The sequence below is a fragment of the Listeria sp. ILCC796 genome (genome assembly GCF_900186175.1).
GTDB classification, from domain to species: Bacteria; Bacillota; Bacilli; order Lactobacillales; family Listeriaceae; genus Listeria; species Listeria goaensis.
The window spans coordinates 1-23,811 of sequence record NZ_FYBV01000010.1; the positions used below are offsets into that span (position 1 = coordinate 1).

Genomic DNA, 23,811 nt, shown 5'->3' on the forward strand with positions numbered 1-23,811 from the left:
TAAGTATCAGTTAAGTGATAACAAAGCGGCGGCGGTTCTCGCACTGGACAAACAGGCGGATAAAGTGGTGGCCAATTTAGGCACATTGATCGCCCAACTAAAACGCGGGAGCATCGACGTATAGAAGGGGTAGCGAAGAACTCCTGAGAGAATTAAAGTTAACGATTGTACAAGAATATCTAGTTGGAACAGGTGATGTGGATTATGTTGCCGATGAAACAACAAGACGAACCAGACAAATTGGTTGGCAAAGTTTGCTAAAGGAAGCAATCTACCACATGAAAAAGTAGAGTGGGAAAAGCCACTCTACAGAAGTCTAACTTTTGGGAGTTGCAAGATGCCGCAACTCCTTTTTTTATTTCAATTTCAATTTCTGCCCAACATAAATCGTGTTGCTTGTTAGTTTGTTGAGGGACTTCAATTTGGTGACGGAAGTTTTGTTCTTTGAGGCAACACCCCATAACGTGTCACCTTTTTTTACGGTGTAGCTTGCTGTACTTGGTTTTGAACTAGACGGTGTGTTAGCGGATTTTGAAACGATGAGCTTTTGCCCAACTCGTATGGCGTCTGACGGTAGTTTATTCCAAGACTTAATATTTGCGACAGTCGTTTTGTTGGCTGTTGCGATTTTCCAAAGTGTGTCACCTTTTTTAACGGTGTACGTGGCAGTGGTTGAACTTCCGCTTCCGCCGGTATTTGTACTACCTGCGCTCACTTTTAAAACTTGTCCGACACGAATGGTATCGGATTTTAGGCCGTTCCAAGCTTTAAGATTGGCGGGTGTCGTTTTGTATTTTGTAGCAATTCGCCAAAGCGTGTCGCCAGAAACTACTTTGTATGTCGTGGCCGATGTATTGCTGCTACCACTAGGTGTGCCTTGTTTTATGACGAGTTTTTGCCCGATGTGAATGGTGTTGCTCTTTAAGTTGTTTAATGATTTTAAATTCGAGACAGACAATCCGTGGCGCGTAGCTATGCTCCACAAGGTGTCGCCTTTTTTCACAGTATAATAAGTACTGCCGACGATGTTTCCTGAACCTGTTCCGCTTCCGGGTGTGTCGTACTGAGTTAAGTTATAAGTTTTGATCAGGTTGTTTAGTTTGACGGAGTAGCTTGTGTCGGTTGCGTATGTTCCGGTCAGTGCTTGGGTGGCGCCGAGATAAGATGATGTGTTGCTTTTCCAAGCGCCGGCATAGTAGTTCGGGTTCCATGACGGACCGTTTCGGATGACGCGCGCATAGTCCTGCAAAGATTCGTGGTATGACGGATATTTGCGGAAATGAGCGTTAATAGGATAATAATTGCCATTGCCGTCATCTTCTAACGTTTGTTTTAAAACGGATTGTCCGTTGTATGTGCCTTTTATGCCGAATAAATTGTAATTTGGCGCTGAACCGAGGGCGCTTGTTCCGTAGGCGCTTTCTAGAATCGCTTGTGCAATCATGACGGAAGCATACAAGTCATTTGCAGTAGCAATTTGGGAAGCACTTAAACTAATCTGATTGATAAAACTTTGAACCGAAGCTGTGCTTTTTAGTGTCGTTTTTTGAAAGTTACTAAACGTTGCGCCTGAAGAATAACTTACGAGTGGTTTAACGGAAACCGTTTCTTTTCCTCCGGTAGCGGCACGCTGATTTTCTAATGTTTTCGCAGGTGTCTTATCGTTTTGACTGTTGTTTGCGACTTCATCTGCACTCACTACAGTTGAAAACGCAGGGACTAAAGCTGTACTCGCGATAGCTGTAAAGCTTGCAACTTTCGCTCCTGTTTGTAGAGCGCTTTTCTTTTTATTTAACTGTCCGTTTTTGCGGGCAGCTAAAATCCTCTCTTTTCTTGTTTTGTTCAAACATGGTCACTCCTTTTGAGGGAAATCTTCCCGGGCTAGGTACACTAATTTAGTTATCATTATCCCATTTTTCCCTTTCAGTTGCTATTTCAAACAGATTACAGTTCTGTGATTCTGCAGACTATTAGTCAAAAGAGGACACCTCTTGAACAACATTTCATCCTCTGCTATACTTTTGTTAAGTAAGTACTTGCTTTGTGTGCAAGGAAGGAGAAAACAAGTGATTACGAAAGAGTCAATTATGGAGGCAACGCTTAAAATGCTTGCTCAAAATGGCATTAAAGGTTCCACTACGCGCCAACTCGCTGAAGCGGCGGGAATTAATGAGGCGACCATTTTTAAAAAATTTAAAAGCAAAGAAAATTTGATTCATATGACTCTTGAATTCCAATTTGAGATGATGCAAGAGGAAATCAATCGCTTTTTTGAGCGCGATTTTGAAGACAGTCACAGCTTTTTAAAAGAGGCCAGTGAATTTATTCTCGCTCTTTATGATAAATACCAAGCGTTTATGGTTATTTCGGTGAAAGAAATGGGCAGTAAGGACATGAAATTCATCAATCCGACCATAATTGAATATTTATATCTAAAAGTTGGGGAGAAAATTAAGCAATTCATGCGCGAAAAAGAGAAATCGGAACAATCGGAAACAATTTCCCTTGTTTTAAACAGTGTGATCTTATTAACGATGGTTGAGCGGGTCAATGATACGATTTATGCGAGACCGCCTAAAATTACGATTAATGCGGAACTTTTAACAAATGTTTTGGATAAATTAATGAAATAGAGGCGAATGGGAATGAGAATAGTGAACAATGGACCGAAAATCGCGCGTGAACGTCAGACGGTTACGGCAATGATTGAGCTATATTGCAAGAAAAACCATCATACGCCGTGCTTATGCGATACTTGTCAAGACTTGCAAAATTATGCGATGAAACGTTTGGATTTTTGCCGTTTTGGTGAAGAGAAAGGCACGTGTGAGAAGTGTAGTGTTCATTGCTACCGCGCCGACTATCGCGATAAAATCAAGCAAGTTATGCGCTTTTCAGGTCCGAGAATGCTGTTTCACCACCCAATTTGGGCTGTTCGCCATGTAATTAAGAATATGAGGAGTTAAAAAACGCCAGGGAGACCTGGCGTTTTTTATAACATCGCTTTATAAAGTGATAAAATGTCCTCTAAACTAGTTTCACGCGGATTTCCGCCAGTGCAGACATCTTTAAGGGCATCTTTTGCAATGGCTTCTAAATCAGTTTCTAGAACGCCGAGTTCGGTGATGTTTTGTGGGATGCCAACTTGTTTGCCGAGTGATTTCACGGCTTCTACGGCTTTTATGCGAACCTCTTCAATTGGGGAAGCTTCAACATTTGGAATGTCCATGACACGGGCAATTTCTCGATATTTTTCCCCCGTAAAGTCTTTGTTGTAGTCCATCACAATCGGAAGAAGTGCGGCGCAGGCAACTCCGTGAGGTACGTTATACCAAGCGCTTAGTGGGTGAGCCATGCCATGAACGAGGCCAAGCCCCACGTTTGAGAAGCCCATTCCAGCCATATATTGACCGAGCGCCATTTTTTCGCGTGCAGCTGAATCACCGTCTACAGAAGCAGGAAGGGCGTGACTAATTATTTCGATGGCTTTTAAGTGCAAGGTGTCGGTTAGCTCCCAAGCCCCTTTTGTAATAAAACCTTCGATGGCGTGGGTTAAAGCGTCCATTCCTGTTGCGGCACAAAGCGCTTTCGGCATGCCCATCATCATGTCGCTGTCAATAAAAGAGCATACAGGGATATCGTGCGGGTCGACGCAAACAAATTTGCGGTTGTTGGCCTCGTCAGTAATCACATAGTTAATCGTCACCTCGGCAGCAGTTCCTGATGTTGTCGGGACAGCCAAAATTGGCAAGCTCGGGTTTTTAGTTCCAGGTTCTCCCTCTAGGCTTAAAATGCCCGCGTGTTCTGGATTTGCGTAAATGATGCCAAGTGCTTTGGCCGCGTCAATTGGGGAACCTCCCCCGAGCGCCAAAATGTAGTCAGCGCCAGACGCTTTTAGGGCAGCGACGCCGGCGTTTACGACCGCTAAATTAGGGTTTGGCGTGATGCCATCAAAAACCGTATACGGCAATTGGTGTTCATCCAGAATGTCCGTTATGCGTTTGGCCACGCCCGCATCAACTAGGCCGCTATCCGTCACCAAAAAGCCTTTTTGAAATCCACGTTTTTGAACCTCATCCGCAATTTTATAAATCGCACCTTTCCCAAAATACGAAGTTTCATTTAAAATCATGCGGTTTACCATAAAAATCCTCTCCTTTGTTCGAAATATCACAAAAAACAATGCGCGAAAGGGCCGCAACTGGCGACCCGTAACTCGCTAGGCTAAATAAAATACTTCACGTAAATCTTTTGTGACAGGACTGTTATCCTCATTTGTTTTCATTATCTGCGCCATGTATGCCCACCATTTTTTGCAAATTTCAGTGTCCGCGATTTTGTTGTACCGCGAAAGATCACTGACCTCCAGATACGCAAATAAAATGTCGGTGTTTTTGTCCAAAAAAATGGAGTAATTACTTGCCCCGTGCGCTTTTAATGCGGCTTCAAGCTCAGGCCAAAGCTCGTCGTGGCGTTTTTTGTATTCCTCTTGCTTGTCTGGGTACAAATACATGAGTTGTGCAATGCGTTCCATGTGGATTCCTCCTTATATGTTCAAATAACCGGCTTTTGGGGTGACGCCAAAGCGTTCGCCGAGCAAGTGCAATTGTTCATCGGTAATCGTTTGTAAAACGTCGCCTTGTGCGCGGACAATCGTGTAAACTTGCGCGGCTTTTTCTGCGGTTTCAATTAGACCGAATGTTTCGTCCATCGTTTCGCCGGCCCCGTAAATACCGTGATGCGGCCAAACGACGAGGCGAGTTTCCTTCATCTTTTCCGAAGTCGCCGTGCCAATTTCGTTCGTCCCCGGGATAAGCCAAGGAATGATGCCAACACCATCTGGAAAGACGACCAGACATTCTGTACACATTTGCCAAAGTGTTCTGGTGAAGAGGCGTTCATCTAAATTGTGCGTGAAAGTCATCGCCAAAAGATGCGTCGCGTGACAGTGCATGACAACGCGATTATTTGGGTTGACAGCGAGGCGCGCGATATGGCTCATAAAATGAGAAGGAAGTTCGCTTGTTGGCACAGCTCCGTTTTCAAGTCCCCAAAGGAGGTCTACGCTTCTCCCGTCATTTGCAACGCGGATAATACCAATATTTTCGCTAGGCGCTTTTCGCACATTTTTGAAATATTTGCCTGATCCCGTTACTAAAAAATATTTGCCGATTAGAGCACTGCCATCAAAATCCATTGGAATGTTGCGGACAGTTTTGCTAGCATCCAAATAAGGCGCGATTTCTTCCTCGAAAAGCAAGTAACTAATATTTCCGCCGTTTCGTTCATCCCAGCCTAGGCGGTACAAATTGCTTGCCGTTTCGACCATTTCTTCTACAAAAGGGGCAGTTTCAATTTTGTTTACTATTTGATTCACCATTTTTAAGACTCCTATCGTTCTAAAATTGCGTTTCGTTTTAACAGCGTACTTTCTTCGTAATCACGCACGTCCGTAAGCCAGTTAAGCCCAACTGGAACGCCGTTTTGCTCGCAGAAATAATTCCATACATCCCCGTAAGGAAAGTCTTTTAGTTCCTCTGTGAAAACTAAACGCGATGTAAAGTCGTTTGCAAGCTCCATTTTTTTCAAATCAGCGGTCGGTTCAAGGAGTGCTTTTAAAAGTGCTTTTTGGGTGTTGCGAACGCCGACAACCCAGGCAGCGACACGGTTAATCGTCGCATCAAAGAAATCGAGCCCGATATTTGTAATCGGCAATAAGTCATTACGCACAAGCTCACGGCCAATCTCGACAAGCTCATCGTCCATGAGCACAACATGATCGCTATCCCAGCGCACTGGCCGGCTTACATGGAGCATAACCCCTTTGCTGAATAAAGCTAAGGAGGAAAGTTTATTTGAAATGACTTCGGTTGGATGGAAGTGCCCAGCATCTAAACAAATTAATTTATCACGTGTTAAACCGTACCCCATATAAAACTCATGAGAGCCAACTGTATACGCTTCAGCGCCCAAACCGAAAAGTTTGCTTTCCACTGATTCTTGCGTGAAATTTTCATCCAATTTTTCCGCAAAAACTTCATCAAGTGCCTCCATTAGGCGTTTCCGAGGTGTCAGACGGTCAATTGGATTGTCTTTCATACCATCTGGAACCCAGAAATTGTTAATGCTCGTTTGCCCTAATTCGCGCCCGAAATATTCCGAGATTTTCCGTGAACGTTTCCCGTGCTCAATCCAAAAATCGCGAACCGTTTGATCAGGAGAAGCAAGCGTATAATTGTCTTTAAACATCGGATGCGAAAAGAAAGTCGGATTGAAGTCGAGTCCAAGCCCGTGTTCCTTCGCCCAGTTCACCCAACCTTCAAAATGTTTTGGCTCAATCTCATCTAAATCCACTTTTTCATCCGTATCCACGTACATCGCGTGCAAATTCACTTTATGTTTCCCGGGAATTAACGAAAAAGCCTTCTCTAAATCAGCGCGGAGCTCATTCGGCGTTGTCGCCACACCAGGGTAGTTGCCCGTTGCCATAATGCCGCCAGTCAGTTCGCCGCCAGGATTTAAAAACCCTTTCACATCGTCGCCTTGCCAGCAGTGCATCGAGATTTTGATTTCTTGCAGCTTCCGAAGAGCCGCCTCCGTATCTACACCAATCGCCGCATAACGGCTTTTTGCGCTCTCATAACGTTTTTCTACTTCACTCATTGATTTTCCCTCCTAAAATTAAATCGCTCGTTTTTGGAACATATTTTTTTATATGAAAAGAAGAACGAACGATGTTTCTTGCGTGAGACATATTTTTTAAGACGCCTTTTGTTATCATTTGCACGCATAAGTTCCCGGTGGCCGTCGCCTCGCTTGGTCCAGCGTAAACGGGAATGCCCGCAAGATCAGCTGTCAATTGGTTCAAAATGGCAACATTACTGCCTCCGCCAACAATGTGGAGCGACTGAACTTGTTCGCCGGTAATTTCAGCTAGCGTCTTTAGTGCGTCCCGGTAACAAATGGCGAGGCTCGAATAAACACAGTTTGTCAGCTCCCCAATTGACTCCGGCACCGGCTGCCCATTTTCCCGACAATAATTTTGAATTTCTACAATCATATTTTCCGGATTGTTAAAACGGGCGTCGTTCACATCAATAACGCTCGTAAAATACGGATAACGATTTGCTTCCTCAGCCATCTCCGCAAACGAAATCGAATGCCCCGCCTGACGAGCAATTTCCTGCACAATCCAAAGACCCATAATATTTTTCAAAAAGCGATACGTCCCGTATGCGCCCCATTCATTTGTATAATTTTCCTGAAAGGCGCGGTCGCTTGTAATGGGCGCAGATAATTCCGTGCCAAGGAGTGACCATGTTCCACTACTTAAAAAGGCGGAATTACTACCAGTAAGCGGCGTTCCAACGACTGCTGAAGCGGTATCATGCGTCGCCACTGTAATGACCTCGCAAGTTGGAATGTCGAATTCGTCGTACCATTTTGGAAGCAATTCGCCAAGCGTCGTTCCCGCATCCGTCAATTTGGCAAACTTGTTCGGGTCGATATTTAAGTGGGCGAGAAGCTCAGCGTCAAACAATTGTTCCCGCAAATTAAGCATTTGTGTTGTAGACGAATTCGTCGTTTCAGCGACCATTTTACCCGTTAATACGTAGCCAATATAATCAGGGATGAGCAAAATTTTGTCTGCCTTCTTAATTTGGTTTTTGTCCTCCGCGTACAATTGGTAGAGTGTATTTAATTCCAAAAACTGAATCCCGGTTTTTTTGTAAATAAAGTCTTTTGGGTAAAGCGCGGTCATTTCGGTCATTTTATCCTCGGTCCGTTTGTCGCGATAACTAATCGGATCGGCCAGTTTCTGCCCTTCCTCTGAAATCAAAACATAGTCGACGCCCCACGTGTCAATGCCAAGGCTACACTCTGCGATGCCTTCTTGTTTTAATTTCGTAAGCCCGGCGAAAATTTCGCGAATCAATTGGTCGATTTCCCACCGGTCATGGCCATCTCGGAACGTAAAACCATTTTTAAATCTGTGCACCTCCCGTAAAACGAGTTTATCTTGCGCGATTTCTCCCAAAATAAGTCGCCCGCTCGATGCCCCAATATCAACTGCTACATAGTGTTTCACATCAATCACTTTCCTTTGCAAGAGTTGCTTTCACTTCTTTTTTGTTTAAAGCGCCGTAACGTTCCTCCGTGATATCATCAAGTGTCCGCCCGCGAGTATTTGGTGTCCAAATGACGCCAATGAATAGCGAAATAGCGAGTAAAACAATCATGATAGTTCCTGCTACAGTGAAACCAAGGTTGGTGAGAATAACTGGGAAAATAATCGACCAAATGCCGGCGCTTCCGCGAACGATAAAGAACATAATGCCTTGGACTCCGCCGCGGTACTGCGTCGGGAAGAGTTCGGTTGACCAAAGTGCATAAAAAGCTTGCGCCCCGATGCCTGCTGAAATCCCCCAAAGGATAACGAACGTCCAAAGACCAACCCAAGACATGCCAACATAAGTAAGTACAACCCATGAGGCAACAGCCATTGCGGCTCCGACGAAAAATAACCATCTGTGACTGACACGGTCGCCAAATTTGGCAAATCCGAAATAAGTAGCTGCGGCTGTTAGAATCCATAAAACAGCTTGAAGTAAGTTTGCTTGCGTATTTGTAAGTCCGCCAACTGTTTCATAAACAAACGGCATGAAAAAGCCCATTGCACCAGCAACCAAGTTCCAAAACATGTAAACGCCAACTAAAAATAAAATCGATTTAATGTTTATCATATTTGAAAAAGCGTGTTTGAATGGATGCGACTGTTTTGTGCCCGCCGCTTTTAATTTCGCTTGCTCGGCTTCCCAGTCTTTCGATTCATCTAAACGGCGTTGCAGCGACCAAGCTACAATAGCTACAATAAGTAGTGATAAAAATAGTAAGCGGTTTCCAAAAAGCCCAAGTGGCGAAACTAAAATGCCAAGTGTAAAGATAATCGCTGGGCCACATGACCAAGCAAATTGTGAAATGCCGATATTTCTAGCTCTAATTTTCGGGTTCGCCATTTCAGAAATATACGTCCACGAAGCGGGAACGCCTGCCCCAACAGACAATCCAGTAACTAAAAATCCAAGCAATAACATCGTAAAGTTCATCGCAAACATAATGATTGCAACACCTAAAATGTAAACCAGCATATTGTATGTGTAAATGAATTTCCGACCATATTTATCGGCCAAATGACCGCCAATTAACGCTCCAAAAGCAGAACCAAACGCATTCGCACTCACCGCACCTAGTAATCCTACAGCAAAACTATCTAAACCAAATTCGCTGGCCCATAAAGTTAAGCCACTTGCACCTGCAACAATACAACCTGAGTCTAAGTAATTTGTTAAGGATACCGCGATGGTTCCTTTTTTGCTCTCCTTTGCAACTGTACTCATAATTAACCCTCCTACGTATTTTTGTTAAGCGCTTACTTATAATATATTCTTGAATGATTGCGTTTACAATAACGTAGGATTATAATAATAGTATCAAATATACAGGTGGTGAGCATCGTGGATGAGGTCATTAAATCAAGGTTATACCGCATGAACAGTAAAGAAAAGGTTCAAAAAGAAACAGGCGATTTCATCATGGATTACCCGAAAAAATCGTTTTCTGAAAAAGATGGCAATATGAATTTGCTAAATGAATACTTTTTTCGAAATAAAGACATTTACATCAGTAAACATAACCGCTTTGCCGATTATCCGAACCACTCTCATCAATTTTTAGAGCTCAATTATATGCTCCGCGGACAGTGTCATCAAACGATTGAAGGAAAACCCGAAGTTTTAAACAAAGGGGAACTTCTGCTACTCGACAGTGGTTGTCATCACTCAATCGGAGCGATGGGCGAGGAGGATATTTTGATCAACATTCTTTTTCGGGATAAAAATATTAACCTAGAGTGGCTGACCGGAATAAAGAAGAAAAACAGTCTCGTGTATGATTTTTTGTTAAACTCCAGCGTTTCTGGCAACCGTATGAAAAAATATATTATCTTCAAAAGCGCCAATATCCCGCACATCCAGCAAATTTTAGATCAAATTATAACCGAATATTTTCGTGATGAAGAATTTTCAACCAAAATTATCACACTATACTTGCCGATTTTATTTACTGAGCTCGTCCGAAAATGTGATACTTACTTGTCGGATGAGGTGCGCAGTTTGCACTCGGAAACGGACAACGTAGCGCTTAATACGCTACACTTAATTGAAAAAGAATACCGTGATATAACGCTTACAACAGCTGCTGATACGCTCGGCTACAATAAAAATTATTTAAGCAATGTCATTAAAAAGAAAACGGGCCAAACATTCACCGAACTGGTCAACAAACAAAAAATTTTCGCCGCCAATTTATTAATCGAAACAACGAACATCCCCATTAACGCTATTATCGAACAAGTCGGCTTCCAAAACAAAACGCATTTTTACTCGCTCTACAAAACAAAATATGAAGCGCTCCCGTTAGAAAGGCGAAAAAAGAAAGTATCTCCGTGATACTTTCTTTTTTTGAAAAGCTATTGACAAATAAAATGCAAGCGATTACAATGAAGTTGGTATTAAAAATATATTTAGCTGTATCTTTTTAGGAGGTGTCGCCATGGAGTACAAAGACATATCGCCGGCTATTCAAAGCGAGGAGCAGTTGCGGTTTCTTGTGCAAGAAAAAACAGCTAGTGGTGAAATCGATATGCCATCGGAACGCGCGCTTGAAACAGAGCTAGGCGTAAGCCGGACAACGCTCAGGCGGACGCTTGATACGCTTGAAAAAGAGGCCATCGTGCAAAAAAGAAATCGCAAAGGCATGGTCATCAACACGAAACAAACCATTAATATTTTGAAAATGAATTCAATGAGTAGCCAGCTCCCCGGTGAGCAAATCATTACAGTGGTTTCAAATGAAGTAGCGAACGGGGTTCCTGAAGTCAACCAATTTCTTGGACTCGATTTAAATCAGCCGGTTTTCAAATTAATTCGTTTGCGGGAGGTTTCTGGAAGGCCGTTCTCTTTCGAAATATCGTACGTAGACATTCGGCGATTTGCGGGTATTGCGGCAATCGATTTTAACAATAGATCGCTCTACCATGTTTTAGAAAAGGAATTTAAAACGCGGCCAACCTACGGGCGAGAAGAGTTGCGCTTTGTGTCGGCGGACGAGGAGCTTTCAGATAGCTTGAAAGTCCCGCTTGAAACGCCGCTTTTCGAGGTTGTGAGTAAGGCGTTCGACCAAAATGATGAGCCAGTGGAATATAGTAAACAGTATCTTATTGGTAATCAAATTAAATATAAAATCAACGCGAAACATATTTTTGATTACTTGGAGGATGAGTGAAGATGGGCGTAAAACAGCCACTTTTTGAGAAAATCGCGCAAGAAATAAAAGAAAAAATTAATCGCGATGAATATAAAGCGGGAATGCTAATGCCAAATGAAACGGAATTGCAGGACATTTTTTCGAGTAGCCGAACTACGATTCGCCGCGCGGTGGATTTACTTGTAAATGAAGGGCTTGTTATGCGAAAAAATGGTGTCGGACTTTATGTGCAGCCAAAATTAACCGCGCAAAACATTCTAGAGATGACAGGTGTTATGAAAAATAACACCAATGAGGACTCGAAAAAGGAAATAAAAGACTTTTATGTGCGTAAAGCAGGGAAGTTTTATGCGGCAAAATTAGGCGTTAAGGAAAATGAGCTTATTTATTACATTAAATTTACTCAAAAAAATGAGCGCGCAACAACGCTAGACATACTTGTTTTACCAATGCGTTTATATCCTGATTTACAAGCGAATGATTTTCAAATTATTAATGTCATAGAGCTTGTCAATTCAGGTAAATATAAATTGTTTGAGCTTGAGCAGGAACTTCAACTTATTTTAGCCGGTAATGAGCAAATAAAATCAATGCATGTGCAAGAAAATGCCCCCGTATTCAAATTAAGTAGCCTGTTTTTTGCAGAAAACGGAGTGCCCATTGCCATTCAAAATCGTTATGAAGATGCCCAGTCAACCAAATATGTAGTCGATTTTAACTAAGGAGGAAGAAAAAATGATTCAATTTCTACGAGTGGATCACCGCTTGCTTCATGGACAAGTAGCGGTATCCTGGTTTAATGCACTAGACGTAAACACGATATTGGTCGCCAATGATAGCGTTGCCGCAGATGATTTTCGAAAATCTGCCATTCGTTTGGCTAAACCTGAAGCGGCGAAGTTAGTAATGAAGAGTATAGAAGAGAGTGTCCAAGCTATTAATTCCGGAGTCACAGACAAGTATAACTTGCTCATTGTAGTGGAATCGGTTGAAGACGCTTACAAACTAATCGAAGGCACAAATGGCAAAATTCCAATGTTGAATTTAGGTGGAACGAAGCAGCGAGAAGGCACGACCAATTTTTCTAAGGCGGTAAATCTGACGGCGAACGAAGTTGAGCGCTTGAACGATTTGAAAAAACGGAATATTGACATTTTTATCCAACAAGTACCGAACGAAAAGAAAGTCACTTTTGAGGCATAAACTTAGAAAGAAGGGCTAAATTATGGAAAATATTGTAACAGCAATTTTGTTGGCACTGGTTGCAATGCTTGCAAATGGAGAATACTTACTTGGTTCATCCATGCTATCAAGGCCACTTGTAACATGTACGCTCGCAGGTCTTATTATGGGGGATGTTCAGATGGGCATCATTATGGGAGCCACTTTAGAATTAGCGTTTGTTGGTTCCTTTTCCATCGGTGCGTCGATTCCGCCGGAGATTATTTCAGGCAGCATCTTAGGAACTGCTTTTGCGATAGCGACTGGGGAAAGCACAGCGGTAGCATTAGCGCTGGGGATTCCAATCGCTTCCCTTGTTTTAGTCGTAAAAAATCTCTGTTTTATCTTTGTTCTACCTTATTTTGTGCATAAAGCTGACCGCTATGCTTTGGAGGGGAATTCCAGTGGGATAAGTCGAATGCAGCTTCTGGGAGGCTTCTTATCCATTAACTTGCCGATAGGGATTATCGTCGCGGTTTCTTACCTTGTCGGGAGCCCTGTTATTCAAACAGTTCTTGATGCTATTCCGCAATTTGTTATTACGGGTCTAGGGATTGCGACAGGACTTCTTCCCGCTTACGGTTTCGCGTTACTACTTAAACTAATGATTAATAAAAAGAATGCGGTATTCTTTGTTTTCGGTTTTGCTTTAGCCGTTTACTTAAAAGTACCTGTTACTGGTGTTGCGATTTTTGCCGCTTGTTTAGCGCTAATTTTAACTGGCTATGCGACACTCAAAAATGATAATTCGCCAAAAAATGACCAGACAAAACCAGCTCTTGCAAATGATGGGGGGATTAACTATGAAGATGAAGAATTCTGATGTACTTACTAAAAAAGATTTGATGAAAGTTTTCTGGCGCTCATTCACAATGGAATGGTCGTGGAACTATGAGCGGCAATCAAATCTCGGTTACGGATTTTCAATGTTACCAGCACTAAATAAGATTTTTAAAAATGACAAAGATCAAAAAATCGCTTCTTATCAAAGGCATTTAGAGTTTTATAACGTCACACCGTGGCTCTCTACATTTCCGCTAGGGATTTCAATCGCGATGGAGGAACAAGCTGCCAAAGAAAAAGATTTTGACACAGACTCCATTAATAATATTAAAGTGGCGCTCATGGGCCCATTAAGCGGAATTGGCGACTCGTTCTTTTGGGGAACATTACGCGTTATTGCAACGGGAATCGGGACTTCACTTGCCCTGCAGGGAAATATTTTAGGCCCCATTCTGTTCCTTCTTATTTTCAATATTCCGGCTATTCTGACTCGTTATTACGGTTTGTTTGTCGGCTATAATATTGGAGCTAACTTTATTGAGAAAATCCAAAAGACAGGTTTAATGGATAAATTATCTTATGGCGCGTCCATTATTGGGTTAGGTGTTGTTGGCGCGATGGTAGCCACCATGGTAAGCATAAATATGCCGTTTAAATTCGGTACGGGAAAAGAAGCCGTCAGTATTCAAAGTATTTTTGATGGCATTGTTCCAGGGATTCTAGCGCTTGGCTTCACTTTCTTCATCTTTTGGCTAGATAAAAAAGGACTTAAAGCGCATTGGATACTCCTTTTAATCGCAGGAATTGGAATTTTAGGAGCCTTTACAGGATTATTAAAATAAAGCGGGTGAAAAAATGAAAAATATGGAACATTATATTCATGCAGAACCAGAAATATATACAAATATTATGCGAAATCGCAAACAAATTTTAGCAGAAATCATTCAAATGGAGCATAAAACGTATCATTCCATCGTCATTTTTGCTACAGGATCAAGTTCGAATGCGGCTTTCGGGGCACAACTTTATATGAGCGCGAAACTAGGTATACCCGTTTATATAGAAGAGCCGTCTATTTCTGGAAATTACATGCTTCATTTGGATAAAAATACGTTATATGTGGCGATTTCGCAAGGCGGCCATAGTTATTCTACCATCCATCTTGTGGAAGAAATTCAAAAACGAGGCGGTACAATTTTTACGGTGACAAGTGATGTGACTAGTCCAATCGCAAAAGCGGCTGAGCACGTCATTGAAATGGGCATGGGCATTGAAGAAATGCCATATGTGACGGCAGGCTACAGCGCGACGATTCTCATCTTGAATTTACTGGCGCTTGAAATGGCATTAGCAACTGGAAAAGTAACGACCGAACAATATGAATTTGATTTGGCTGAAATGCAAAAAATCGCTACCAAATTGCCAGCGCTTATCACGAAAGCGACCAAATGGGTAGACGAACGCACGCCTGAATGGTTAAAGGCGAACCGAATTTTCTTTATTGGCTACGGAAGCACGTATGGTGTAGCGCGCGAAGGAGAAACAAAAGTAACCGAAACCATTCGAATTACGGCGTTTGGCAAAGAGTTAGAAGAATACATGCACGGACCATATATTGGTTTATCTGCAGATGATTATGTGATTTTCTTGGAACCGGAAGGGATACTTTTGGAACGCGCGGATAAATTGAAGGAGTTTTTGCAAGGACATGTTTCGCGTGTAGAGACCATTTATGCGAATGGGGACAAAGCTAAACGTGGAGATTTAGCGCTGGACATTCAAACAGAGGAACTACTCGCCTCGCTATTTATGACGGTGCCTGTTCATCTGCTCGCGTTTAAAGTGTCGCAGGAAAAGGGCATCAATTTGGAAAAATCCGCATTCCCGGAATTTGACACAATTACAAAATCGAAAATTTGAAGAGAAAGGCAGGACTAGCAATGCTAAAATTTGACGAAGGAAAAGTATTAAAAAATATGGAGGGGGCGTTAAAATTACGTCCGCAAATTAATGAGGTTATTGATCATGTCTTTAACCGAGGCTTTAGTAACATATGCTGGTTAGGTATTGGAGGCACTTACGCGTCAGCTATGCAGGCGGTTGTGCACATGAAAGAGAGAACGGAGCTTGAAACTTTTTATGAAAACGCCGCCGTGTTTCTAACGACAGGGAATAAGCGAGTGACGAAAGATACGTTTGTTGTGGTTTCATCGGTCACAGGTAGCACAGAAGAGGTTGTGCAAGCCGTCAAAAAGTGTAACGCGCTTGGCGCAACGGTTCTTGGTTTCATTGATAAAGCCGATGCGGAACTAGCTTCGCTTGTTGACCATTTAATTTCCTATCCGCTAAACGAACAATTGAAATTCTTCATGGTGGGGGACCGCTTTATGCATTTGGCTGGCGAGTTTGCCGAGTATGACGAGTTTTATAATGAAATGGATCAACATTTTGCAAAAGGCATTGTTGAAATTGAAAAATCCGCCGACGCATTTGGGCGTGAATTTGCCGAAAAACACCATCGCGATGACATTCATTATTTTGTAGGCGCCGGGAACCAGTGGGGCGCAACGTATTCCTACGCCATGTGTTACTGGGAAGAGCAGCACTGGATTAAAACGAAATCAATTGAGGCGCATGAATTTTTCCACGGCATGTTCGAAATTGTTGAGCGTGATACACCAGTAACGATTTATGTAACCGAAGATAGCCAGCGCGCATTAAGTGAACGAGTCGCCCGTTTTATTCCACAAATTTGCGGCAACTATACAATCATCGATGCAAAAGACTACGCTTTGCCTGGCATTTCAGAAAAATTCAGAGGCATCTTATCCCCGTTCATCATTCATGCTGTAAACAACCGAATTGATGTGCATATCGAGCGTTTAAATCGCCATCCAATGGAAATCAGACGCTACTATCGTCAATTAGACTATTAAAAAGGCGGTTTTGAAAATGACAGCAATTTTTGTTTGCACGCACGGGAATGCCGCAGAAGAATTAATTCGCTCAGCGGAAATGATTTGCGGCACGCAGAAAAATACCAGTTTTGTCCCATTCGAAGTGGGAGAAACGCCTGAAAACCTACAAAGCAAAATCATGCAGGAAATCAGCAATTTAAATGTAGAAGAAGGCGTTTTATTCCTCACTGATTTAAAAGGAGGCACCCCCTTTAATGTGCTAGTCACGCTTCTTCTGAATTTTAGTCAGACAGAACTTGTAACGGGCGTGAATATACCGCTACTGCTAGAAGCATTTATAAACCGAGAGAGCTTACCGCTAAACGTGTTAGCGAATCAAATTATTGAAGCGGGAAAACAAGGTGTTTATCAATATGTGGCGCCGGTCGATCAAATGGAAGATGATTTTTAAGTTCGATAAATTAAAAAGAAGCAAGCCAGTTGGCTTGCTTCTTTTCTTACCTTATTTTGTACGATATAACTCAACAATTTCTTTTGCTAAATCCTTGAAAGTGATAGCGTTCATTAAGTGGTCTTGAGCATGAACAAGAAGTAGTGATACTTCTGTTTTTTCACCACGAGCTTCACCTTGGATTAAAGCAGTTTGAGAATGATGAGCCTCGAGTAAAGCGTCTTCGGCAAGTTTAATTTGCTCGTCAGCTTTATCGAAATCTCCCTTTTTAGCGGCATCAATTGCGAGCATTGCATCGCTTTTAGCATTACCACCAAAAACGATTAGCCCCATAATTGTTTGTTCTAGATTTTCAGAATTCATGTTCAACACGTCCTTAAAGTGTAGAGTTCAAGTTGAAATTATTTTGCTTCCTCAGCAGCAGCCTCTTTTTCACGTTTAAGCTCTTGAACTTGAGCCATTTTCGCGAATGGAAGGTAGATAATAACAGCGACAACTAAGTTCACTGCGGCTAAAATACCACCTGACAAGCTTTGTGTTGCTAAGGCACCACCAATAATTGGCGGAGTAGTCCAAGGTGTGATAACTGTTGCAGCTGGAACAAGTCCAAGTACAGTTGCAAAGTAAGCAATTGTTACAAGAATCATTGGTGTCAAGATATAAGGAATGAAGAAGATTGGGTTTAACACAATTGGTAAACCAAACATCATCGGTTCATTAATCATGAACACACCTGGTGCAGCAGATAATTTAGATACTGTCATGTAAGCTTTATGTTTACGAGCTACTAGGAAAATCGCAATGATAAGACCTAGAGTCGCCCCTGTACCACCTAAGTTTACGAAAGAATCGAAGAAAGGTTTGTTAACGATATAAGGGATTTTGTCGCCTGCTTCTAGAGCTTTTACGTTAGCTTCGATTGCAGGAACGTTAATTGTTTGCATAAATGGATCGATGATGTTTGCACCATGCAAACCAAAGAACCATAGGAATGAAGAAATAAATGCTAATAGTAAAGCAACTGGCAACGAGTTAGCAAGACCCATGAATGGTTCTTGAACAAGTTTGTAGAATTCGCCAACTAAATCTGTAATACCTGCAGCTTGGAAGAAAGCTGTAATTAAAGCGAAAATTGAAACGGTAATCATCGAAGGGAATAATGCAGCAAATGAACGAGCAACTGCTGGTGGAACCCCTTCAGGCATTTTGATAATCAGTTTTGAGTTTCCACTTAAACGAGTGAAAATTTCAGTTGAAATTAAAGAAATAATAAGTGCTAAGAATAAACCAGCAGATCCAAGACCCGCGACACTTCCAGCCCCGTCAGTAACGGTAACGAATCCAGCGCCGATTGCAAAGAAAGAAGCTACAGATACGACACCAGAAGATAAAGCATCTTTGTCATAAGATTTGGCAAGGTTGTAAGCTACTGTAAAAGCAATAAAAAGACCTAAAATAGCGAAAGTACCAGCCCAAATGTTACCACCGAAGGCTTGCCATTTTCCTTCCCCAAAAATGTTATTCATCATCGGGATATAACCAGGGATTGGTAAGTTGTTAATTAGTACGGCGAACGAACCGAGAATCATTAGTGGCATTGTCGCGATGAAACCATCACGCACGGCTACTAAATGACGTTGTGCACCGATTTTAGCTGCGTATGGAATGAAGTGCTTCTCCATAAATGCAATAAAACCATTCATTTAAAAAATCTCCTTTTTTGTGGCCTTTAAAAGAACCATTAATTTATAGTAAGGGTTGCCCCTTTGCTAACAAAATTATTTCATTAACTCTTTAGCTTGTTCTAAAACTTTGTCGCCTTTCATCATTCCGTAGTCAATGCTGTTAATCACGCCTAGTGGAATACCTTTTGGCTCTAATTTTTTCTTCATGTTTCCTTCTAAGAAACGAACTTGTGGACCAAGTAGTAAAACATCGATTTCATCTAAGTGTTTATCAGCTTCCGCTTCAGCAACAGCAAAGATTTTTGCTTCCATACCTTCCGCTTCAGCAGCTTTTTCCATTTTAGTTACAAGCAAGCTAGTGGACATACCAGCGGAGCATACTAACATAATCGTTTTCATTGTAAACCCTCCTATAGGTTGAATTCTTATAGTTATAATATATGCAAAAACCGTGCCAACTTTTTGAAACTATGAAACCGCTATATAATAACGTTTTCATTCTGTAGAAATGTGTACACAATGTGTGTGATGTGTGTAAACTTTACACAGACTACCCCCTTTACAAAATCTTTATACCCTAATAAATAGATTTAACACCGTCTTTATACCTTAACTGATAGGATTAGGATAGAAAAAGGAGTTGAGAAAAATGAGCGTGGTCATTGGTGTTCTAGGTGTGCTAGCCCTTATTTTGATGGCGTATTTATTTTACGTTTTATTCCGAGGTGAAGACTTATGAGTCAAGCGATATTAAAAGATGTTATTTTCATTGTTGTCTTAATTGGTCTGGCGATTCCTCTTGGACGTTATATGTATGCGGTAATGCAAGGCCGGCATACTTTTTTATCGCGTGTTGTTGAACCAGTTGAAACGTGGATTTATAAAGGGATGGGTGAAAATAGTACGGCGAGTATGTCGCCAAAAAAATATGCTCTTTCGGTGTTAATTTTTAGTGGAATTGGGTTTATTTTTTTGATGGCCATTTTAATGATGCAAGGATTTTTGCCGCTTAACCCAGAAAATATGAAAGGGATGTCAATTGGGTTGGCGTTTAACACGGCGGCGAGTTTTGTATCAAATACGAATTGGCAGGCCTATGCGGGGGAAACTCAGTTGTCCTATTTTTCGCAAATGATGGGGCTGACCGTGCAGAATTTTGTGTCGGCAGCAACTGGTATTGCCGTTTTATTCGCATTAATTCGTGGGTTTATTTTAAAAAAGGAACATACTATAGGTAACTTTTGGCAAGATTTGACGCGGATCACGCTTTATGTGCTGTTGCCGCTATCAATCGTGCTTTCGATAATTTTAGTTTCTGGTGGCGTTGTGCAAAATTTATCGGGCTACAGTGTTCAGACGACGCTTCAGGACGGGGTAAGTCAAATCATTCCGATGGGACCAGCGGCGAGTCAGATTGCGATTAAGCAGCTTGGAACAAATGGCGGCGGGTTTTTCGGAACCAATTCGGCGTTTCCGTTTGAAAATCCTACGGCAATTACGAATTTTTTCGAAATGCTGGCGATTTTAATTATCCCAGCGGCGCTAGTTTTTATGTTCGGTCATGCGGTTAAAGAGCGGGGGCAAGGAAAAACCCTATTTTTAACCATGATAATTGTTTTTGTAGTGGCGCTTGTTGGCATCACGGCGGCGGAATATCAAACTGTTCCAAATTACGCTGGTGTAGACGTGAGTGCGGGGAATATGGAAGGCAAGGAAGCGCGTTTTGGGGTTGCGGATTCGTCACTTTTTGCAACGTCAACTACGGCGGCATCGAATGGCTCAGTGAACGCGATGCACGATAGTCTGACGCCGCTCGGAGGCTTTATACCGCTGTTCTTAATGCAACTCGGGGAAGTGATTTTTGGCGGAGTTGGTAGCGGGCTTTACGGGATGATTGCTTTTGTCATTTTGACCGTGTTCATTGCAGGACTTATGGTCGGGCGGACTCCGGAGTACTTAGGCAAAAAAATCGAACCTTATGATATGAAAATGGTCTGTCTGATTATCCTTGGGCCGCCACTATTCACGCTTTTCGGCACGATGTTTGCGGTGATGATGCCAAGTGCTACGGGTTGGCTGACAAATAGCGGCGCGCACGGCTTTTCGGAAATCTTATACGCTTTTACTTCTATGGGAAATAACAATGGGAGTGCGTTTGGAGGCTTTTCGGCCGATACAACCTTTACGAATTTGATTGGCGGAACCATCATGCTCATTGTGCGTTTCTTACCGCTTGTCGCTGCGCTGTTCTTAGCGGCAAACTTGGCGAAGAAAAAGCCTGTTGCAGCAAGCAGTGGCACGCTAAAAACGGATACAGGGTTGTTTGTTGGCCTTTTAATTGGCGTAATTTTCTTAGTCGGCGCTTTAAGTTTCTTGCCGAGCCTGGCGCTTGGTCCAATTGCCGACTTCTTCACTACAAAATAGGGGTGAGTAAAAATGAAACAAGAAATCAGTCAAAAAAATGTATATATGGACGCGACAAAGCAATCTTTTAGAAAACTTGCGCCTAAAATTCAAATTAAAAATCCAGTCATGTTTGTCGTTTATCTTGGCGCCGTTTTAACGACCATTTTATATTTTTTAACGTTCATAAATATTGGTGATGAAGCGCGGTGGTACACATTTGTCATTGCGATGGTACTCTGGTTCACCGTTTTGTTCGCCAACTTTGCGGAGGCGATTGCAGAAGGCCGCGGCCGGGCACAGGCGGATAGTTTAAGGAGTGCTAGGAAAGATGTTTTGACGCGGAAGTTGAAATCGGCTGATAACCACGAAGACTTTACCGAAGTTTTATCCAATACTTTGAAAAAAGGCGATGTGGTCATTGTCGAAGCTGGTGAGCAAATTCCGATGGACGGCGAAGTGATTTTTGGTGCGGCTTCGGTGGACGAAAGCGCGATTACCGGTGAATCGGCACCCGTGATTCGGGAATCTGGTGGCGACAGAAGCGCCGTGACAGGCGGGACAACACTAGTTTCGGATTCGCTTGTCATTGAAATTACGACAGAAGCGGGTGAAAGCTTTTTAGATAAGATGATTGCGATGGTAGAAGGCGCTGCGCGGAAAAAAACACCGAATGAAATTGCGCTACAAATTTTACTCGTGACGCTAACGATTATTTTTCTAGCCGTTTCGGTGACTTTACTTCCGTTTTCCGATTTTTCCAGCAAACTAGCAGGAAATGGCTCGGCCGTTTCGGTGACAAACATTGTCGCACTGCTCGTCTGTCTGGCACCAACAACCATTGGCGCGCTACTTTCTTCCATTGGAATTGCTGGCATGAGCCGCTTAAATAAAGCGAATGTACTTGCGATGAGCGGTCGGGCAATCGAGGCGGCTGGTGATGTGGACGTTTTACTACTCGACAAAACTGGGACAATTACACTCGGAAACCGTCGTGCAAGCGAGTTCCTACCTGTAACAGGCGTAAGCGAACGTGATCTTGCAGATGCAGCGCAACTTTCCTCACTCGCTGACGAAACTGCTGAAGGACGAAGTATCGTTATTTTGGCTAAAGAAAGGTTTGATATTCGCGGGCGTGATTTTAGCGGGACGCAAGCAGAATTTATTCCGTTTACAGCTAAAACGCGTATGAGTGGCATTGATTACGCGAATGACGCGATTCGAAAAGGGGCCGCAGACGCGGTAAAAAAATATGTGCAGGAAATTGGTGGCGCGTATCCAGATGAATGCGACGAACTCGTTTCAAAAGTAGCGAATGTCGGGGGAACTCCGCTTGTCGTCGTTAAAAACAAGCAAGTGCTAGGCGTTATATTCTTAAAAGATATCGTTAAAAATGGCGTCAAAGAGCGTTTTGTTGACCTTCGGAAAATGGGGATTAAAACGATTATGATTACCGGGGATAACCCGATGACTGCGGCGGCAATTGCAGCGGAAGCGGGGGTGGATGACTTCTTGGCGGAGGCGACACCAGAAGCGAAACTCGATTTAATTCGGAGCTACCAGCAAGAAGGCCACCTTGTTGCGATGACCGGTGACGGCACAAATGACGCCCCAGCGCTTGCGCAAGCAGATGTTGCAGTGGCAATGAATTCGGGAACGCAGGCAGCAAAAGAGGCGGGGAACATGGTGGATTTAGATTCGAGCCCGACCAAACTGATCGACATCGTTCGCATTGGCAAGCAGCTTTTGATGACGCGGGGAGCGCTCACGACATTTAGTGTAGCGAACGACATCGCCAAATATTTCGCGATTATTCCCGTCCTGTTTTACGGCATTTATCCGGAGCTAGCGGCGCTAAACGTCATGGCCTTAACGAGCCCTAAAACGGCGATTTTATCCGCGATAATCTATAACGCTCTGATTATTATTTTCTTAATTCCTCTTTCGCTTAAAGGCGTGAAATATACGGAGATGCCGGCGCAAAAATTACTTGGACGCAACCTTTTGATTTACGGGTTAGGCGGACTCATAGCGCCATTTGTGGCGATTAAGTTGATTGATTTGATTTTAACGTTTATTGGTATTTCATAGGAGGCGATGGAAATGAAACCACTTTTTAGACAGGCACTGGTCGTGTTTGCTGCCCTAACAATTGTGTGCGGCGTCCTCTACCCGGCCGTCGTAACGCTTGTTGCACAAGCTGCTTTCCAAAACAAAGCAAATGGCAGTATAATAGAAGGAAATAAAGGTTCCAAATTGATTGGTCAAAACTTTACAGAAGCAAAATATTTAATTGGTCGCCCTGATAGCGGTTCGCCCTCCAACTTGAATCCATCAAGTTCAGAAGAGGAAAAATTAGTTGCGGAGCGTGTGGCTTTTTTCCATAAGCTCGATTCGGCGAATACAAAACAAATTCCGATTGATTTAGTCACAAGTTCTGCAAGTGGTGTGGATCCGAACATTTCGGTCGCTGCGGCGGAATACCAGGTGGATAGAATCGCGAAAGCGCGCGATATGTCCCCGTCTGCTGTGGAAAAAATCATAAAAAATAACACGGAAAACCGTGCGTTAGGATTTATGGGGGAACCTGTTGTAAATGTTCTTGGCGTGAATTTGGAGCTTGATCAAAAGGTTAAATAAAAATGGAAAAAGAACTCGTTTCGTGTTAAACTAAACGAGCAGAGAAGTGAAGATGGTGGCGAAATCCCTACTAAGGGGGTGACGCCTATGTTTATTCAGGTTTTTCTCCTAGAGAGGAGTTAGCCGTGTCGGTGTATGAGGCGCTGGTACTGATGATTGCATTTGCATCATTAGTGCTAGCCATTCGTAACTCGAACGATAAACAAGAAAAATAACCATCTTTCCACTTGGCGAGTGAAGATGGTTATTTAATAAATCATTAGAAACTGCCACCGTCTTAACGGCTCTGTACGGGGATATGTTGACGCATATCCCTTTTCAATTCAAATTATAACATAAACAAATAAAAAATACACGCTTTTTTCACTCATTTTGAGTCTAAAGG

26 protein-coding genes are annotated in these 23,811 nt (G+C 42.7%); 16 read left to right on the forward strand and 10 right to left on the reverse strand.

Going from position 1 to position 23,811, the window contains the following annotated elements; genetic code table 11:
• Positions 1-355: 355 nt before the first annotated feature.
• Positions 356-1,846: a LysM peptidoglycan-binding domain-containing protein gene (locus CFS04_RS10325; RefSeq protein WP_088810624.1), complete on the reverse strand. Its 1,491-nt coding sequence runs from the start codon at positions 1,844-1,846 to the stop codon at positions 356-358.
• 220 nt (positions 1,847-2,066) lie between these two features.
• On the opposite strand from CFS04_RS10325, the gene CFS04_RS10330 reads away from it, so the two are divergent.
• Together CFS04_RS10330 and CFS04_RS10335 are read left to right on the forward strand one after the other, a co-directional pair.
• Positions 2,067-2,633: a TetR/AcrR family transcriptional regulator gene (locus CFS04_RS10330; protein WP_088810625.1), complete on the forward strand. Its 567-nt coding sequence runs from the start codon at positions 2,067-2,069 to the stop codon at positions 2,631-2,633.
• Between the two features lie 12 nt (positions 2,634-2,645).
• On the forward strand, positions 2,646-2,966 hold the full coding sequence (locus CFS04_RS10335) for a nitrous oxide-stimulated promoter family protein (RefSeq protein WP_220387116.1): 321 nt from the start codon (positions 2,646-2,648) through the stop codon (positions 2,964-2,966).
• Positions 2,967-2,992: 26 nt separating this feature from the next.
• On the opposite strand, the gene fucO is transcribed toward CFS04_RS10335, so the two are convergent.
• The 6 genes from fucO to CFS04_RS10365 all read right to left on the reverse strand — a co-directional run bounded on the left by fucO (position 2,993) and on the right by CFS04_RS10365 (position 9,398).
• Positions 2,993-4,144 carry a lactaldehyde reductase gene (gene fucO, locus CFS04_RS10340; protein ID WP_088810627.1) on the reverse strand — a complete coding sequence of 384 codons (1,152 nt, stop codon included), beginning with the start codon at positions 4,142-4,144 and terminating at the stop codon, positions 2,993-2,995.
• Between the two features lie 75 nt (positions 4,145-4,219).
• Positions 4,220-4,534, reverse strand: a complete 315-nt coding sequence (rhaM, locus tag CFS04_RS10345) for an L-rhamnose mutarotase (protein WP_088810628.1) — start codon at positions 4,532-4,534, stop codon at positions 4,220-4,222.
• A 12-nt stretch (positions 4,535-4,546) separates the two neighbouring features.
• A complete protein-coding gene (rhaD, locus tag CFS04_RS10350; RefSeq protein WP_088810629.1) occupies positions 4,547-5,380 on the reverse strand; it encodes a rhamnulose-1-phosphate aldolase in 834 nt (277 codons plus the stop codon).
• 11 nt (positions 5,381-5,391) lie between these two features.
• On the reverse strand, positions 5,392-6,663 hold the full coding sequence (gene rhaA, locus CFS04_RS10355) for an L-rhamnose isomerase (RefSeq protein WP_088810630.1): 1,272 nt from the start codon (positions 6,661-6,663) through the stop codon (positions 5,392-5,394).
• On the reverse strand, positions 6,656-8,089 hold the full coding sequence (gene rhaB, locus CFS04_RS10360) for a rhamnulokinase (RefSeq protein ID WP_088810631.1): 1,434 nt from the start codon (positions 8,087-8,089) through the stop codon (positions 6,656-6,658). The genes rhaA and rhaB overlap by 8 nt, the downstream gene beginning before the upstream one ends.
• A gap of 1 nt (position 8,090) precedes the next feature.
• Entirely contained in the window at positions 8,091-9,398 is a 1,308-nt protein-coding gene (locus CFS04_RS10365) for an MFS transporter (protein WP_088810632.1), read from the reverse strand.
• 150 nt (positions 9,399-9,548) lie between these two features.
• On the opposite strand from CFS04_RS10365, the gene CFS04_RS10370 reads away from it, so the two are divergent.
• The 9 genes from CFS04_RS10370 (at position 9,549) to CFS04_RS10410 (ending at position 16,698) form a co-directional block, all read left to right on the forward strand.
• The gene (locus CFS04_RS10370; protein WP_255377368.1) at positions 9,549-10,508 is read left to right on the forward strand and encodes a helix-turn-helix domain-containing protein; all 960 of its coding nucleotides are present in this window, start codon (positions 9,549-9,551) and stop codon (positions 10,506-10,508) included.
• Between the two features lie 103 nt (positions 10,509-10,611).
• Positions 10,612-11,343: a GntR family transcriptional regulator gene (locus CFS04_RS10375; RefSeq protein WP_088810634.1), complete on the forward strand. Its 732-nt coding sequence runs from the start codon at positions 10,612-10,614 to the stop codon at positions 11,341-11,343.
• Between the two features lie 2 nt (positions 11,344-11,345).
• Complete coding sequence (locus CFS04_RS10380) at positions 11,346-12,047, forward strand: GntR family transcriptional regulator (protein WP_088810635.1); 702 nt, start codon at positions 11,346-11,348, stop codon at positions 12,045-12,047.
• 13 nt (positions 12,048-12,060) lie between these two features.
• Complete coding sequence (locus CFS04_RS10385; RefSeq protein WP_088810636.1) at positions 12,061-12,528, forward strand: PTS system mannose/fructose/N-acetylgalactosamine-transporter subunit IIB; 468 nt, start codon at positions 12,061-12,063, stop codon at positions 12,526-12,528.
• Positions 12,529-12,550: 22 nt separating this feature from the next.
• Entirely contained in the window at positions 12,551-13,369 is an 819-nt protein-coding gene (locus CFS04_RS10390) for a PTS mannose/fructose/sorbose/N-acetylgalactosamine transporter subunit IIC (RefSeq protein WP_088810637.1), read from the forward strand.
• The gene (locus tag CFS04_RS10395; RefSeq protein WP_088810638.1) at positions 13,350-14,171 is read left to right on the forward strand and encodes a PTS system mannose/fructose/sorbose family transporter subunit IID; all 822 of its coding nucleotides are present in this window, start codon (positions 13,350-13,352) and stop codon (positions 14,169-14,171) included. The genes CFS04_RS10390 and CFS04_RS10395 overlap by 20 nt, the downstream gene beginning before the upstream one ends.
• A gap of 13 nt (positions 14,172-14,184) precedes the next feature.
• Positions 14,185-15,249: an SIS domain-containing protein gene (locus CFS04_RS10400; protein WP_088810639.1), complete on the forward strand. Its 1,065-nt coding sequence runs from the start codon at positions 14,185-14,187 to the stop codon at positions 15,247-15,249.
• Positions 15,250-15,269: 20 nt separating this feature from the next.
• Entirely contained in the window at positions 15,270-16,265 is a 996-nt protein-coding gene (locus CFS04_RS10405) for an SIS domain-containing protein (RefSeq protein WP_088810640.1), read from the forward strand.
• A 16-nt stretch (positions 16,266-16,281) separates the two neighbouring features.
• The gene (locus CFS04_RS10410) at positions 16,282-16,698 is read left to right on the forward strand and encodes a PTS sugar transporter subunit IIA (protein ID WP_088810641.1); all 417 of its coding nucleotides are present in this window, start codon (positions 16,282-16,284) and stop codon (positions 16,696-16,698) included.
• A gap of 51 nt (positions 16,699-16,749) precedes the next feature.
• Here the strand turns inward: CFS04_RS10410 and CFS04_RS10415 are convergent, their stop codons facing one another.
• The 3 genes from CFS04_RS10415 to CFS04_RS10425 form a co-directional block, all read right to left on the reverse strand.
• Entirely contained in the window at positions 16,750-17,061 is a 312-nt protein-coding gene (locus CFS04_RS10415; RefSeq protein WP_088810642.1) for a PTS lactose/cellobiose transporter subunit IIA, read from the reverse strand.
• Positions 17,062-17,099: 38 nt separating this feature from the next.
• Positions 17,100-18,401: a PTS sugar transporter subunit IIC gene (locus CFS04_RS10420; RefSeq protein WP_088810643.1), complete on the reverse strand. Its 1,302-nt coding sequence runs from the start codon at positions 18,399-18,401 to the stop codon at positions 17,100-17,102.
• A gap of 75 nt (positions 18,402-18,476) precedes the next feature.
• Positions 18,477-18,782 carry a PTS sugar transporter subunit IIB gene (locus CFS04_RS10425; protein ID WP_088810644.1) on the reverse strand — a complete coding sequence of 102 codons (306 nt, stop codon included), beginning with the start codon at positions 18,780-18,782 and terminating at the stop codon, positions 18,477-18,479.
• A gap of 250 nt (positions 18,783-19,032) precedes the next feature.
• On the opposite strand from CFS04_RS10425, the gene kdpF reads away from it, so the two are divergent.
• From kdpF to CFS04_RS13055, 5 genes are all read left to right on the forward strand, one after another.
• The gene (gene kdpF, locus CFS04_RS10430; RefSeq protein ID WP_088810645.1) at positions 19,033-19,122 is read left to right on the forward strand and encodes a K(+)-transporting ATPase subunit F; all 90 of its coding nucleotides are present in this window, start codon (positions 19,033-19,035) and stop codon (positions 19,120-19,122) included.
• On the forward strand, positions 19,119-20,807 hold the full coding sequence (gene kdpA, locus CFS04_RS10435; RefSeq protein WP_088810646.1) for a potassium-transporting ATPase subunit KdpA: 1,689 nt from the start codon (positions 19,119-19,121) through the stop codon (positions 20,805-20,807). Before kdpF ends, kdpA begins: the two co-directional genes overlap by 4 nt.
• Positions 20,808-20,852: 45 nt before the next feature.
• On the forward strand, positions 20,853-22,877 hold the full coding sequence (gene kdpB / locus CFS04_RS10440; protein ID WP_369821526.1) for a potassium-transporting ATPase subunit KdpB: 2,025 nt from the start codon (positions 20,853-20,855) through the stop codon (positions 22,875-22,877).
• Between the two features lie 12 nt (positions 22,878-22,889).
• Positions 22,890-23,426, forward strand: coding sequence for a potassium-transporting ATPase subunit KdpC (gene kdpC / locus CFS04_RS10445; RefSeq protein ID WP_088810648.1), 537 nt, complete (start codon positions 22,890-22,892; stop codon positions 23,424-23,426).
• 125 nt (positions 23,427-23,551) lie between these two features.
• The gene (locus tag CFS04_RS13055) at positions 23,552-23,641 is read left to right on the forward strand and encodes a putative holin-like toxin (RefSeq protein WP_220387115.1); all 90 of its coding nucleotides are present in this window, start codon (positions 23,552-23,554) and stop codon (positions 23,639-23,641) included.
• Positions 23,642-23,811 lie beyond the last annotated feature (170 nt).